The following is a 14,983-nucleotide window of genomic DNA, read 5'->3' on the forward strand; positions in this document are numbered from 1 at the left end:
GGCGGGGGTGACGGGCGGGCAACCGGTTCGGACGCCGTGCCGTCACACGGCGTCCAGGTCGAGCAGCGCACGCAACTCGTCGACGGACAGCCACAGGTCGTTGGTGTTCGATCGATACGCGAATCCCTCCGGCACGGGCTGGCTGCCCTCTGGCGGCACGTAGTCCTCCGCTCCCACCGTCGGCACGACCACGTATCGGTCCTTGCTCTGGAAGGCCCGATGGCTGTCCTCTCTGGCGATCATCTCCTCGTGCAACTTCTCGCCGGGGCGGATGCCCACCTCGTAGTTCGGGCAGCCCGGGGCGATGGCCTCGACCAGGTCGGTGACCTTCATGCTGGGGATGCGGGGGACGAACAGTTCGCCGCCGCGCATCTCGTCGAAGCAGTTCACGACGAACTTCGCCGCCTGGGCGAGGGGGATACAGAACCTTGTCATCCGTTTGTCGGTGATCGGCAGGCTGGCCCCCTCGCTTGCCAGCTTGCGGAAGAGTGGGACGACCGAGCCGCGGCTGCCCATCACGTTGCCGTACCGGACCACCGAGAAGAGGGTCCCGTGCCGGGCCCATGCGCGGTTGGCGGAGGTGAACAGCTTGTCCGACACCATCTTTGTCGCGCCGTACAAGTTGATGGGACTGGACGCCTTGTCCGTGGACAGGGCGACCACCTTCCGTACGCCCTTCTCCGCTGCGGTCTCGATGACGTTCTGCGCCCCGTCGATGTTGGTCTTCACGAACTCGAACGGCTGATACTCCGCCGTATCCACCTGTTTGAGGGCCGCGGCGTGCACCACGTGGTCGATTCCGTGCATGGCGTACCGCAGGCGGTCACGGTCGCGTACGTCGCCCAGGACCCAGTGAAGCCGCGGATCCGCGTGGAACATCTGGCGCATCTCGTACTGCTTGAGTTCGTCGCGGGAAAAGATCACGAGGCGCTGCGGATCGAGATGGTCCAGCATGTGGCGGACAAACGTTTTGCCGAAGGAACCGGTACCACCGGTCACGAGGATTGATGACTGCCGCAGCACGCTTACCGAGGAGGACTCCAGCATCAGTCGCACAATTGCCGGATGAGGACGAACGGCTCGGCGCAGGCCCAGCCGGCGGACGAACCCCAGCTCTCGGCGATCGCCCGGATCGCCCTGGGCGACCGGGGATGCGGCCAGGGGCGGTTCTCGGTGGTGTAGCAGTCGAAGGAGCGGATCTTGTCCTCGATCGTGTCGGAGATGTTCGAGAACCAGTTGGGTCTGAAGGTGTTCTCGAAATGCGGTGTCCACTCGACGCTGGACATCGGCGCGTAGCTGAGCACGCGGCGCACCGGGGTGCCCACCCGCGGACGGGTCGCCACCATGACCGAGCGGAAGACCGTGCTGTGGTCCATGTTGATGTCCGCATGGACCGTGTACACCGTGTCGGGGCCGAATTCCGCCACGGCATCCTCAATGACCTTGTTGACCTCGACATGCGGCAGCGTGTCGAGCCTCATGTCCGGCAGGTGGTGCTGCCGGCAGTCGGTGACCCCGAGGATTTTCGCCGCGGCCCTGGCCTCCAGGAACTTCCTCTCCATGATCTCGACATCGCCCGGATACTGCTGGGAGCTTCCCTCGGTGACCCAGAGGATCGCCACCTCGGCGCCCTCGTGCAGCGCATGCTTGGCGATCGTGCCTCCCATACCGAGGATCTCGTCGTCCGGGTGGGCGGCAACGACCAGTATGCGTCTGGCGGACATGCGTCATCTCCCTCCGTTATGTCCGTTGCTTCGTCGGTCTTTGCTCGATGTCAGGGCTTGCGCACCACGAAATTCCCCAGCACCAGAACGTCCAGGCCGGTGGCGAAGAAGGTGCGCAGGGCGTCTTCGGTCGTGCACACGATGGGCTCGCCCCGGACGTTGAACGACGTGTTCAGCAGGACCGGCACGCCGGTCAGGGCCTCGAACTCGCGCAGCAGCCGGTGATACAGCGGATGTGTCTCCTCGTGCACCAACTGCACGCGAGAACTCCCATCCGTGTGCACGATCGCCGGTGCGTCCCGGCGCAGTGCGTCGTTCGCGGGGAACGCCATCGTCATGAAACGGGAGTCGGTGCTGTGGTGGAAGTAGCGGGGCGCGGCGGAGGCCGCCATGGAGGGCCCGAACGGGCGCCACAATTCACGCTGCTTGACCGCGGCGTTCACCTTGTCCCGAATCCCCGTGGTGCGCGGATCGGCGAGGATGCTGCGCTGTCCCAGGGCCCGGGGACCCGCCTCCAGACGCCCTTGGCACCATCCGACTATCTTCCCGGCGGCCAGTTCGCGGCTTACCGTCCCGGCCAGGTCGGCGCAGTCCTCATAGCGGATCCCGCAGTTGCGCAACACGGCCGCGACCGCGCCCGGGTCCTCCTGCGGACCCATCGCCAACGTGGTCAGCGTGGTCGGCAGGCATCCGGTCTCCTGGTAGCAGGTGACCAGCGCGGCGCCGGCCGCGGCACCCGAGTCGGCACACAGGGGATGTGCGAACACGTCGGCCACCTCGGGCAGCTCGAAGATCCGCGAGTTCATCTTCACGTTCAGGCCGACGCCGCCACCGATGCACACCTGGGGGATGCCGGTTTCCCGTACCGCCCACCGGATCAGTCGGCACACCGCCTCCTCAAGGGCCTGTTGGACGGCGAAGGCCAGATCCATGTGCCATGGCGTGACCTCTTCACGGGGCAGCCGCGGCGGGGCGCCCAGCAGTTTGACCAGCTCGTCGGTGAACCGGCCCGAATAGGAGTGCTCGCCGTAGTGGATGTAGGCCGGATCCAGCCGGAATTCGATGCCGTCCGGCGCGGGGCCCAGTACCCGGCCCACGGCGTCGGCCAGGGTGGTGTCCGGCTTTCCGTGCGCGGCCAGCCCCATGACCTTGTACTCACCGTCGTACGCGGCGAATCCCAGGTACTCGGTGAACGCCGAGTAGAACCAGCCCAGCGAATGCGGCATCCGGATCTCACGCAGGAGCGACAGCCGATGGTCGTCCTTGACCCACAGAGTCGTGGTGTGTTCGTCCCCCGAGCCGTCCGCGACCAGGACGACAGCCGACGGGAACGGCGACTCCATCGCCGCCTGGAACGCGTGCGTGAAGTGGTGCGGCGCGGAACGGATCGGCGGGAAGTCGAGGTCACCGAAGTGCTGTCGCCAGTGGCGGTGGTGGAACGCCGTGACGCGGTCGGTCCCGAACTGGCTCAGACAGGAACGCTGCCAGGACAGCGTCGCCTCGTCGACCGGCCAGTCCTCGGCGAGTCCCGCGAAGAACTTCTCCATCCGGCCGTCGGTGTAGGCCGGGAGGTTGTAGTTCACCGTCACGGCGGCGACACCGTCCAGGGACGTCCCGGCGGCCTCCAGACAGTACTGGAGCGCGCGCCGGGGATATCTGCCCACCGCGTGCTTGTCCCTGGCGAACCGCTCCTCCTCGGCATAGGCGATCACCTGTCCGCCCCGGACCGCCGCGACCGTCGGGTCGGCGTCCTGCGGCCCGGTACTGATCCCCAGGTACACCCGCTGTTCGGTCTGGTTCGACATGCCGCCTCCTCACCCCTCTCGCAGGGCCGCGCTCCGCGCCACCGCGTGGGCGACGTCTCCCGCGTGCTCGTGAATCCGGCGGATCACCGCGCAGACCTCTTCGACTTGGTGGTCGGTCATGGCCGACCACAGGGGCACGGTGATGATCCGGCCGGCCAGCGCCTCACTGTGCGGTACGGCACCGGCATCGCCGGCCGTCCCGCGGTACACGGTCTGCCGGTGCAGCGGCGGTACGAAGTACTTCCGGGTCGACACCCGCTCCGCGCCCAGGGCTTCGGCCAGCACGTCGCGGTCCAGGCCGAAATCCGCTGCGTGGACGGTGAGGCAGAAGTCTTTGTACGTGCTGCGCGCCCCCGCCGGAATCCGCTGGAAGCCGATCCCCGGCAGGTCGCTGAGTCCGGCCCGGTACCGCTCGGCGAGTTCTTCCCGGCGTTCCAGCCACCGTGGCAGATGCGGCAGGTTGTGCAGGCCCAGCGCGGCGGACAGCTCAGGCATGCGCCCGTTCAGTCCCACGAACAGGCTGTCGAAGTTTCCGGGGTTGCCGTACTCGCGGCCGATGCGGAGCCGCCTGGCCAGGTCGGCGTCGTCAGTGGCGATGAGCCCCCCTTCACCGGTGGTGAACGGCTTGGTGGGGCTGAAGCTGAAGACCTCCGCGATGCCCTTGGTCCCCACCATGGTGCCGTCCGGATAGCGTGCGCCGAACGCCGGGGCCGCGTCGATGACCAGCGGTACGCCCCGCTCGTTCGCCACCTTCGTGAGGGCGTCGGCGTCGCACGGCGCGCCGAAGGTGTGCACTCCCATGACGGCGGCACCGTCCTCGTCCAGCATCCGCGCGGCCGATTCGGGAGCCAGGGTGAAGGTATCGGGGTCGATGTCGGCGAGCACCGGATCCAGGCCGTTCCACAGGGCGGCGTGGCCGCTGGCCATGAACGTGAAGCTGGGCAGGATCACCGACCCGGTCCGGCCCAGGCATCGCAGCACCAGCATCAGCCCGGTGGTACAGCTGGACACGGCCACCGCGTGTTCGACGCCGATGAAGGCCGCCACCTGGCGCTCCAGCTCCGCCAGCCGCCCGCCCTTGGTGATGATGCCCGAGGCCAGAACAGCGTCCAACGCCGAGGTCAGCTCGGGATCGAGGGCGATACTCGGGCGGGACAACGGCAGCTCGTCCGCCACCACGGGCGCGCCACCGAGAACGACCGGCAATCCGGTACGCACGGTCCCCCCTCAGGCTTCCGGGAACAGGGTCGAGACCACGTCTTCGTACCTGCGGGCCGCCTCGACGTCCTCGGCTACCACGCAGTACCAGACGTCACCCCCGGAGAAGGCGGTGTTGAGCAGCACCCCGGTGCGGGTCTCGCGGTCGTAAGCGATCCCGGCCGCGGTCAGCCGCTCGGCGGCGGCGTCGAAGGACGGCACCTGCCAGCCGACGCGCTCCATGACCACGCGCCGCCGTGGGTAGTCCTGGCCGACCACATGCTCGCCCAGGACCCGGTACATATGGGTGGAGCCGGTGACGCGCCCGTTGTACTCGGTGAACAGCACCGCGCCGTCCGGCGTCACCACGGCGTCCGCGCTGAGCCGGCCGCGATACCCCATGGCGTGCAGCGGCAGGCACAGCCGGCGCCCCTCCTCGACCAGGACGGTGAGCTGCTCCGCCGTCAGCCCCGGTGCCGGGATCACCTGGGCGTTGGCCACCGGGGCCATGATCATCTCGCCGTGGGCGCCCAGCTCCGGACCCCGGTCCGTGATCAGGAACTCGGCGAAAACCGCGGTGCTCTCCGGGAAGTAGCGCTCGACCACCAGGTGGTACCGCCCGCCGTCGGTGAGCGGATCCCAGTGCTTGGCGAGGAAGTCGTCCACGGCGCTGCGGTCCGTGGCGAGCGTCACCTGGGGCGCTCCCAGAGCGCGGACTCCCGGGAAAGGGCTGAGGATCTGGTTTCCGGCGCCGCCGGAGGCGTACTCGTGTTTGGCGATCACCGGATGCCCGCGCTCCAGCATCTCCCAGATCGTGTCCTCCGCGTCCTGCCGGTTCCCGCACACCGTCCCCTCGGGCAGCGGCACTCCGCTGCCCGCCGCCACGGCGCGGAACACCACCTTGCTGTTGACCAGCGCCCCGCCGCCCTGGCTGAGGAAGCGGTGGCCCGGCACAGCGGTTTCCGCGCCGAGCGAGCGCGCCATTTCCGCCACCGCGGCGTCGGGCCATAAGGGGAAGACGGAGGTGATCTCCCGGCCGTCCACGGCCTGCCGCAGAGCCTCGTGGAACTCCGGGTTCACCAGTCTGTCCCGCGTCAGGCGGTAGCTTCCCTCGGCCCCCGGCGGTGGTACGACGACCCGCAAGCGGTCGCGCCTGGTGCCCGTGAGCGAGGTGACGTAGTCGAGGAACTCGTCCTGCGGCGGGACCGGCAGGACCACGATGTCGGTGTCCCGTGCGAACCACAGCAGGCGTTGCGCCCACCAGCCGGCGCCATCACGTTCGCTGCTGCCGACGAGATCCGCATTGGTGCTGTTGCCTATCAGAACTGCCACCATGTCAGGTTCTTCCCTTCGGCCGGTACGAGACGTGGGCGCGCGAATCAGATGGCGAGCAGCGTCGAGGAACGGTTTCCGACGAGCGGTCGCGGCAGGTGACCCCGGGGAGAAGGGGGTTCGGGAATTTTCCTCATTCCGGAGCGGATTCGACGCCGCGGAACAGGTCCCTGAGTGGAAATGCGTGCATTTACCAAAAGAATGCAACTGTTCATTTACTGAACCGGTTCAACTCAGGTGAGGTTAGCCAGCCTTCGGCAAGGCGTCAAGATAGTGTGTTGCTTCTGCCGGTCGCTTGACGGGGGTACTGAACCGGGTTAGCTTGTGCTATCTGCTCTTCTTCGATACATGGTGACGGACGAGGGTGGTGCCATGAAACTCGACAGTCTCGGCAAATGGCTTCCCCTCAAGGAAATACACCTGCTCCGAGGGAGTGGCTGACCCGTATGAATCGCCTCCGGCTCAGTGGCGCGGTGATCACCCACCCGCGTCGCATCGACTTCGCACGAGCACTCATGCGTTCCGCCCGACCGGGATTCCTCGACATCGTGCTCGACCCCGACCCCGACGGCCCGCCGACCGCACTGCGAAGCATGATGCGTGCGTGGGCCGATATCCCGGCGGATTCCACGCACCATCTCGTACTGGAGGACGACGCCCAGCTCTCACCCGGCTTCGCCGAACACGCCGAACGGGCGGCGGCCGCGGCACCGCACGCCGCCATCGCGTTCTACACCAACTGGAACGCGAGAAACGGCGCCATGGTCCGGGTCGGGGTACTGGCCGGCGCCCGCTGGGTCGAGGCGGTCAACGAATACACCCCCACCGTGGCCCTGCTGCTGCCCGCCGCGGTCGGCCGGGGATTCGCCGACTACGTGAGAGAGCACGCGGGCAGTGGTTCGGACGACATCCTGATGTCCCATTACCTCGCGGCCGCCGGCGTGCCGACCTACCTGACCGTGCCCAACATAGTCCAGCACGGCGCCGAACCCAGCATTTCGGGCAATGACGGGCAGGGGCAGCGCCGCGCCATCTGCTTCGCCGCACCGAGCCCCGAAACGGACTGGAGCCTCAGACATATCGTCGAGCCCGACGTGGTGCCGTATTTCGAACTCGGGGTGGCGCAGTGCATGGCCCGTGCCGGACGCCATTCCCGCTGGCTCCGGCGCGGCACTGAGCCTTCCATGCGCCGACTGGGCCTCGACGTCGACCTCTGCCACCGGGAGTTCCGCGAGTCGCTGCCGTCCCGGGCCGACGCCGCGGCCGGTCCGCTCTCCGAGGTCACCCTGGAGGAGATCTGGCAGGCGGCCTATGTGGCGGGTGCCGTCAGCCGTCGGTTCGACACCTTCCCGGACGTCGACGCACAAATCGGCCAGTGGAACGATGACCCGCTGGTGCGCGAGGCGTTGAGCACCCTCGCACCGGGCGGTCTGTGCTGGCGTTACGGCTCGGCCGAGCTCACCGCCATCCAGGATCATGTGACGGAGCTCGCCTGCCGGGCCGCCGCCGCCGGAGCCCGTTCCGCCCGGCCCGAGCGGCAACCCCCGCTCCGGCGGTCGGCGACCACCCCGACAACGCACCGGTTCGTCGTCGTCGGCGGGGCGGGAACGCTCCGGAAGTTCCTGCTCACCGAGCTCCCCGACCGGGGCCACCGGGTCGTGACCGCGCCGTCCGGCACCGGCTCCCCTTCTGTCTCCTTGCGTCCGCTCCTCGAGCACGCGGACGCGGTCCTCCACATACCCGATCCCTCGTCTCCCGCCGGCACGCTCCAGCGGCTCACCGAGGAGGCACGGGCCGTGGGCGTCCACCGCATCGCGTCCCTGGTGCTTCCCGGGCTCGGCGAGCAGCCGGACCCCGGCCCCTTTGTCACCACGCTGCGCCTGGGCCTGCTCTATGGCCCCTATGTGACCGACTCGCTCGTCAACGACCTGGTCCGGCAGGCGGCCGGGACACGGCCGCCGGTGGCGGTCCGCCCCTGTCTGCCGGAGCGGATCCAGCTCGTCCATGTCGAGGACCTGGCGGATCTGCTGGAGCTGTTCGCGGAGTCGGACACCACGTCGGGGTCCTTGTCGGGGTCTTTCGACGTCTGCAACCCCGACAGCCCCAGCGGTGCCGGGCTGTGGGACCTCGTCTGCCGGACCGTGCTGCGGGCTCCGGCCCCTCCGTACGAGGACACTTGCCCCGCCCCGCCCCTTCTGTCGCCCGCCCGTACGCAGACCGAACTGGGCTGGACCCCCTCTGTCGATCTCGTCTCCGGTATCAAACATGTGCAGCACTGGCTCGCCTGGTCGTCAATATCCGACTGAGCGGACGTGGACGACCGCCTCCTCATCCATCCCGCTGCCCCTCCAGAGAGCTGATCAGGTCGTGAACCCGACCGTCCGTAATGGCCGAATACTTCTCCCGCAAGGACGGGGGAACCTCTTCGACCAGCGCCGGGTCGATCCTGCCCAACAGGATCGCCGCCCGCTTGACGAACGCGTGGCGATGGCGCTCACTCGCCTCGATCAGCTCATCGAAGAACAGCGGCAGTTCCTCCGCGAGGATATTCCGGTCGTAGAGGGCCAGACATGACGCGGCGGATTTCATCTGCCTGTCCTTGAGGAAGGCCCGGATCAGGTCGATGGAACGGAAGCGGTCGAGCATGGCCCGGACGGTTCGCTGCTGAGTGATGGAAGGCGGCGCCCCGGCCTCCCTGATGCGCCAGTAGTAGACCGTGTCCGAGGTGATGTCCACGGCCTTCGCCATGAAATGCAGCGGTACGGAGACGGGGCTGTCCTCATAGAACATGCCCTCGGGAAACGAGAGGCCGTACCGGTCCCAGAAGGTGCGCCGGTAGACCTTGTTCCACATGGTCCGGTCCATGGCGAGCTCCGGGATGTCGGAGATGTGGGTGCGGGCTCGCCTCTCGCGGAACGCGGCGTACTTGTCGCAGGGGAAGAACCCCGAGGAGTTGAAGCGTAGGACGTTGCCCGCGGCGAAATCCGAGCCGCTGTCGTCCAGGGATGCCACCAGGGTCGCATAGGCGTTCTCGGGGAGCAGGTCGTCGGAGTCGGCGAAGGCCAGATAGTCGCCGCACGGGTCGCTGTGCGCTATCCCGGCGTTCCGGGCGGAGCCGGGCCCCTTGTTCACCGGCCGTCGAAGAATCCGGAATCGCGAGTCCCGGGCGAACCGCGCGGCGATCACCGGGCTTTCGTCGGTCGATCCGTCGTCCACCAGGATGACTTCCAGGTCGGATAAATCCTGTGCGGCGACGGACTCGAGACATTCCGCGAGATACGGACCAGAATTATAAAACGGAATGATCACGGAGAGTCTGGGAGGCATCTCGCTCCTTGTGCCGACTGCGGAACCTCGATCACATACCGGTGCGGGGCCATGGCGAATCTGCGGCCTTTGATGCCGGCGCCCACGAGCCGGTGGACATCTCTGGCGGTCGGGTTCTCCCGGTCCAGCTCCAGGTACGCCGTGATGGTCCGGTCCGCCCCACCGACGTCGCCCTCCGGAACCACTTTCACGCTTCTGGGCGCGAGACAGTCGACGATGGCGCGGCGTACCTCGGCCAGATCCACCCAGCAGCCGTCGATGTACTCCAGGCCGGGCTGCAGGGGGACGTCGAGGGGGCGCACGGCTCCCTGGAGCGCTTTACCCGCGGTCAACTCCCCGTCGTCGGCGACTCGCAGCAGGATGTGCTCGAGGCACCGAAGACAATCGGACAGCACATCCGAGGGAAAGAGCGCGGTGTCCCCCCAGAGCGATACGACGAACTCCTGCGACACCCGCCATACGTCCACGTAGAACTTGCCCGGCTCCCATATGTCGAGGCCGCCGTTGGCCCGGATCCTGGTGGAATCCCGCTCCTCGGGTGAGCCGTCGGGCATGGCCCCCGGGGAATCCGTTCTGGATCCGTGCAGGTTGATGAAGCACTCGAGGTCGGGGTGGACACCCCGGTCCCGGCTCAGCGCATCGGTGAGTTCGGCCAGCCGGTCGGGGTCGCACGACCCGAGGTGGTAGGCGGTCATGGACGCCTTCCAGGAGTTCCCGAGCACCTCGCGGAACGGCAGCTCGCCCACCTCGACGGTCACCGGTACCACCTGGTAGAAGTTCCCCAGAGAAGACCTACTGGCCTCGCTCAGGCGATTCGTGCAAAAGAGCCGGAAGGTGGCCAGGCCGGAGTGGCTGATCGCGCTCAGGAGGACCGAGAGCGCTCCCACGACCGCGGTGTGGGGGGTCACCTGGTGCTGTTCGGCGATGCGCGCGATGGCGGACGCGGCGGCCGGGGACGCCATCATGACCTCGGGGAAACGCGGTGACTCCGCCGGCCGCTGGGGGACGGGAAACCTGTCGTTGGGAAAACGCCTGAGCTGCCCGGCCCAGTAGTCCTCCACCACCCGCGCGGCCGAACCGCCGTCGGCGCGCTCCCGGGCGGCCTGCTCCCGTGGCTGCACGACCGGCCTGCGCAGGATCTCCGCCCGCTGGTCGGGTGGAGACGAGATGAGATCGATCATCTCTCGCTGTATCACCTCCTTGCCCCAACCATCCGTCGCCGTATGGGAGAGGGCGAAGGCGATCCGTGTCACCCGCCCCCCGGACAGGAGAAGAGCGACGCGGAGCGGCCACTCGACCGCGGTGAAGGGCATTCCTTCCATGTCGGCCAGGACACTTCTCGCGTCCTCGTCCGTCGCGCACTCCCGAAGGGCGACCGGAAGCCGCCCACGGGCATGGACGATCTGCCGGTACACCCCGGAACCGTCCAGATGTATCCGGGTCCGAAGCGCCTCATGACGCTCGATCAGCAGCCGCAGGGCCGCCGTCGCATCAGCGACATCCGCTCCCCGCGGTAGCTCGAGCAACAAGCCCAGGTTCATGTTCGCGAAATGCGGCGCCGTCTGCTCCATCCAGCGGCACACCTGCTTCTGGCTCCAGGTGAGGTCGTACGTTCCGGAGCCCTCACCGCGGAATTCGATGACCTGGCGCTGCCCGTCGCTCTGTTCCATTCCCGCCTCCCCTTCTGGGACTCCACGGTCACTCCTGCTGGGTGAACAGGGGTTTGAGAGCGCGGTCGCACGCCCAGGCGCGGTCCAGGTCCTCCGCCACGACGCAGTACATGACCCCGTCGCGGCCGTCGTGCGCGTTGGTCAGCACGACCCCGGTGCGGGCCTCGGGCCGGTACGCCAGACCCGCCTTCGTCAGCCGGTCCCGCGCCGCGGCGAAGGACGGGGTCGACCAGCCCTCCGGCCACACCCGTTCGAGGATGATGCGGTCCTCGCCGAAGCCGGGGCCCACGACGGCGTCCCCGATGACGCCGTAGATATGGGTCGACCCGGTGATCCGGCCGTTGTACTCGGTGAACAGCACCTCACGCCGCGGCGTGACGATCGCGTCGGGACTGAGGGTCCCCCGGTAGCCCACGGCGTGCAGCGCCGTGGCCAGCCGGCCCGAGCCCTCCACCAGCCGGTCCAGCACGTCCGGTTCGAGGCCCTGGGCGGGCATCACCTGACCGACCGCGTACGGCGCCGACAGCAGCTCGCCCGTCCCGGCCAGGCGCGGCCCCGAGTCGGTGACGGTGTACTCGGCGAAGAACGCGGAGCTGTCCCGGTAGTAGCGCTCCACCACGGGGCGGCTGCGTCCACCGGCGGTCAGCCATGCCCACCGCTCGTCGAGGAAGGCCTTCACCTCGGCCGCCCCGGTGACCGGGACCACCCGGCGGGCCCCGATGGGGCGCACGGTGGTGTCGGTGCTGAGGATTTCGTTGCCGCGCCCGCCGGACAGGTAGTCGTGCTTGACCACGACGGCCTCGCCACGCTCGAGCAGGTCCAGGATGGTTCGCTGCGCCACCTCCGCACTGGTGCACACCGCGCCGGGCGGCATGGGTACGCCCACCCCGCCGGCCAGCGCCCGGAACGCCGACTTGCTGTTGACCAGCGCACCGCCGCTCTGGGAGACGAAGCCGTGGCCGGGCATGGCCGTGGTGACGCCGAGGCGCCGGGCGAGGTCCGCCACGGCCGCGTCCGGCCACAGCGCCGACAGATGGCGGACGTCGCGGTCGCCGATCACCTCGCGCAGCCGCTTGACGACGTAGGGGTCGGCCAGGCGCCCGGCGGTGAGTGTGCCGGCGTCGTCCGTCCCCGCCGGGGGGACCACGAACGTCAGCGTGTCGGCGCGGGTCCCGGTCAGCGAGGTCGCGTAGGCCACGAAGTCCTCGTCCGGCGACTGGGGGAGGACCACGATGTCGCCGTCGGTGGCGAACCAGACCACTCGCTGCACCCACCAGCCGGTCCAGCCGCGGTCGGTGCGGACGTCCTCGCCGAAGTCGTTGCCGATCAGGACCCGGACGGAGTGGGAGTGCGCCGCGCGCTCGGCCGCGCGGTCGCAGGGCGGTATCAGCACGGGCGCTCCCGTTCGACGATGCGGGCCACGGTGGCGACGGTGGGGCTGCTCAGAAAGTCCATCAGCGGTATCTCGACGGACAGTTCGTCACGGACCGCGGAGAGCATCTGCAGCAGACGCACCGAATCGCCGCCCGCCGCCATGAAGTTGGTGTTCACGGCGACCGACCGGACACCGAGGACGTGGCACCACAACCGGGCCACCGCCCGCTCCGCCTCGGTGCGCGGCTCGCCGGCCGGATCCGTCCCCGAGTCGGAATCCGCGTCGGCCGGCGGGGCGGGCAGCCGTGTCCGGTCGAGCTTGCCCGTCGGGCCCAGCGGCATGCTCTCCACGGTCAGGATCCGCCAGGGCACGGCGTAGTCCGGCAGGATCGACTCCAGATAGCGCCGGAGATCGTCCGGATCCGGTGCGAACACGGTCGCCGGTGACACATAGCCGACGATCCGGAGGCCACCCGGATGGTGGGCGGGGACCGCCGCGGCCTGCGCCACCGTCGGGTGGGCACGCAGTGCCGCTTCGATCTCACCCGGCTCCACCCGGTGCCCCCGGACCTTCAGCTGCCGGTCCTCGCGGCCGGTGAAGACCAGCGCCCCATCGGCACGCCGGCGCGCGAAATCGCCCGTCCGGTAGGAGCGGACACCGTCGGACCGGGTCCCGAACGCGCCGGCCGTCGCCTCCGGCTGGTTCCAGTAGCCGACGGCCAGTCGCTCGCTGACCAGCTCCACCTCTCCGTACACCTCGGTGGGCAGACCGTCCCCGTCGAGCAGCCGCACCTCGACACCCGGCACCGGACGGCCGACCGGCAGGGCGCCGGCGGGCACCTCGAAGCGGCTCGCCCGGTACTGGAGCGCCAGTGTGCACTCCGTGGGGCCGAGGCCGTTGATCAGAGTGCAGTTGTCCGGGAACACCGCCGAGAAGCGCCGCAGATCCTGCCCGGTCGCCTCCTCACCGCCGAGGACGACCGTACGGACGCCGGAGAGCGACTCCTCGGGCCCGGCGCCCTTCCGCTCCGGGGGAAGGTCGCCGACGAGGTGCCGGAACAGGGTCGGGGTGCAGTGGAGAAGGGTCGCCCCCACGGCCGCGAGGCGTGCGCGCAGGTCGGGCGCGGACAGCAGCGGGTCGACGATGTGCAGGCTCGCGCCCGTCAGCAGGGCACCGAAGAGGTCCATCACCGCGGCGTCGAACGTGAACCGGGCCAGCAGCGGCACCCGGTCGCCGGGGGCGATACCGGCCTGCTCCGCGTAGAGGGTGGCATGGCCCAGGACGTTGCCGTGGGTCTGCATCACGCCCTTGGGCGCGCCGGTCGTCCCGGAGGTGTGCAGCACATAGGCCAGGGTGTCCGCACCGGGCGGCGCCATGTCCCCGGAGGCCGACCCGTCCGCCGGGGAGAGGGGGATGACGGGTCTGTCCCCGGCCAGGGCGGCCGCCCTGTCGGCCAGCGCGGGGTCGCAGGCCACGACGGCCACATCGGCGTCGGTGACGATCCGGGCCAGCCGCCCGTCGGGCTGACGCGGGTCCAACGGCACATAGGCCACGCCCGCCTTGAGCGCGGCCCACACCCCGAGGACCGCCTGCACGTCGTGCTCGCACAGCAGCGCCACGCGGCTGCCGGGCGCGGCTCGGCGGCCCAGCCGGTGGGCCAGGAAGGTGGTGGTCCGGTCGAGTCGCGCATAGCTGTACTCACCTGAGGGACCGCTCACCGCCGTCCGCGCCCCGTGCTCGGCGGCCACCGCCCGGAACCGGTCGACGAGGGAGTCGGGCCCGGCGCCGGCCGCCTGCCGTCCGTCCGGCGCAGGGTCGGCGATGCTCTTCAAACCGTCCTGGACGGGCAGTTCCCGCACCCGACGACGAGGGTCGCGCACCGCGCCGGACAGCAGCGTGGCGCAGTGGCCGAGCAACCAGACCGCGGTGGCGGAGGTGAACAGGGTGGCGTCGTAGCGCAGCCGCAGAACGGCTCCTGTGGCGTCGCGGGCCAGGGCCAGCGAGATGTCGGCTTGGTACGGAAGGGCACACGACGCCCGTGCGGTGACGACGATCCGCGGTGCCGCCGCGGCCCCGTCGGGTTCGCGGGCGCTGCCGAGCGCGTCGGTCACGGCCTCCTCGACGGCGCCGGCCAAGGTCGTGAAGGGCTCCGCCGGGGCCAGCCGTACGCGTATCGCCAGCGGGCCGGACGGATGCGAGAACGCGCCGACGCCGTCCCCGTCCAGGCCGATGAGCAGGTCGGTGGTGCGAGTGTGCCGATGCACGACGGCGGCGGCCACGGCGAGCAGAAGCACCGTGGACGGTGGGTGGTCAGCGGTGGTCGGTAAGTGCGCCGGTACCTGTGCCGGTAAGTGCGTCGGTACGGGCGAACGTCCCGTCCCCGCCATCGCGTCGAGCAGCGCGGCCACGTCCTCGGGCAGCGCCGATTCCACCAGCGCGGCCCGGTACGGGCCCGCGGCGCGGCGCGGCAGGTCGGTCGGCAGCTCCGCCGGAGCCGGGCCGGAAGGCAACGCGTCTCGGTCGGTTGTCGGAGCGTCGGCGCCCATGGTCTCC

General features: G+C 69.4%; 10 protein-coding genes. 1 reads left to right on the plus strand and 9 read right to left on the minus strand.

The genetic code is table 11. The annotated features are described in order from the left end of the window. Positions 1-42 precede the first annotated feature (42 nt). From pseB to PV419_RS23985, 5 genes are read right to left on the minus strand one after another with little or no spacing between them, the layout of a single operon-like run. Positions 43-1,047, minus strand: coding sequence for a UDP-N-acetylglucosamine 4,6-dehydratase (inverting) (gene pseB / locus PV419_RS23965; protein ID WP_319692059.1), 1,005 nt, complete (start codon positions 1,045-1,047; stop codon positions 43-45). Continuing rightward, a complete protein-coding gene (locus tag PV419_RS23970; protein ID WP_319692061.1) occupies positions 1,047-1,724 on the minus strand; it encodes a PIG-L family deacetylase in 678 nt (225 codons plus the stop codon). Before PV419_RS23970 ends, pseB begins: the two co-directional genes overlap by 1 nt. Before the next feature lie 50 nt (positions 1,725-1,774). Next, entirely contained in the window at positions 1,775-3,529 is a 1,755-nt protein-coding gene (locus tag PV419_RS23975; RefSeq protein ID WP_319692062.1) for a carbamoyltransferase, read from the minus strand. A 9-nt stretch (positions 3,530-3,538) separates the two neighbouring features. After that, positions 3,539-4,747 (minus strand): DegT/DnrJ/EryC1/StrS family aminotransferase, encoded by a 1,209-nt coding sequence (locus tag PV419_RS23980; RefSeq protein WP_319692065.1) that lies wholly within the window; start codon positions 4,745-4,747, stop codon positions 3,539-3,541. 9 nt (positions 4,748-4,756) lie between these two features. Next, positions 4,757-6,061 carry a peptide ligase PGM1-related protein gene (locus tag PV419_RS23985; RefSeq protein ID WP_319692067.1) on the minus strand — a complete coding sequence of 435 codons (1,305 nt, stop codon included), beginning with the start codon at positions 6,059-6,061 and terminating at the stop codon, positions 4,757-4,759. Positions 6,062-6,573: 512 nt separating this feature from the next. Between PV419_RS23985 and PV419_RS23990 the strand changes: the two genes are divergently transcribed. Then, positions 6,574-8,364 carry a hypothetical protein gene (locus PV419_RS23990; protein WP_319692069.1) on the plus strand — a complete coding sequence of 597 codons (1,791 nt, stop codon included), beginning with the start codon at positions 6,574-6,576 and terminating at the stop codon, positions 8,362-8,364. A 22-nt stretch (positions 8,365-8,386) separates the two neighbouring features. On the opposite strand, the gene PV419_RS23995 is transcribed toward PV419_RS23990, so the two are convergent. From PV419_RS23995 to PV419_RS24010, 4 genes are read right to left on the minus strand one after another with little or no spacing between them, the layout of a single operon-like run. Next, complete coding sequence (locus PV419_RS23995) at positions 8,387-9,385, minus strand: glycosyltransferase family 2 protein (protein WP_319692071.1); 999 nt, start codon at positions 9,383-9,385, stop codon at positions 8,387-8,389. Beyond that, entirely contained in the window at positions 9,364-11,055 is a 1,692-nt protein-coding gene (locus PV419_RS24000; RefSeq protein ID WP_319692073.1) for a condensation domain-containing protein, read from the minus strand. The genes PV419_RS23995 and PV419_RS24000 overlap by 22 nt, the downstream gene beginning before the upstream one ends. Positions 11,056-11,083: 28 nt before the next feature. Then, positions 11,084-12,448: a peptide ligase PGM1-related protein gene (locus PV419_RS24005; RefSeq protein WP_319692075.1), complete on the minus strand. Its 1,365-nt coding sequence runs from the start codon at positions 12,446-12,448 to the stop codon at positions 11,084-11,086. Continuing rightward, positions 12,442-14,976: an amino acid adenylation domain-containing protein gene (locus PV419_RS24010; RefSeq protein ID WP_319692077.1), complete on the minus strand. Its 2,535-nt coding sequence runs from the start codon at positions 14,974-14,976 to the stop codon at positions 12,442-12,444. Before PV419_RS24010 ends, PV419_RS24005 begins: the two co-directional genes overlap by 7 nt. Positions 14,977-14,983: the final 7 nt, after the last annotated feature.

It is taken from the genome of Streptomyces sp. ME19-01-6 (assembly GCF_033793745.1).
Lineage (GTDB): Bacteria > Actinomycetota > Actinomycetes > Streptomycetales > Streptomycetaceae > Streptomyces.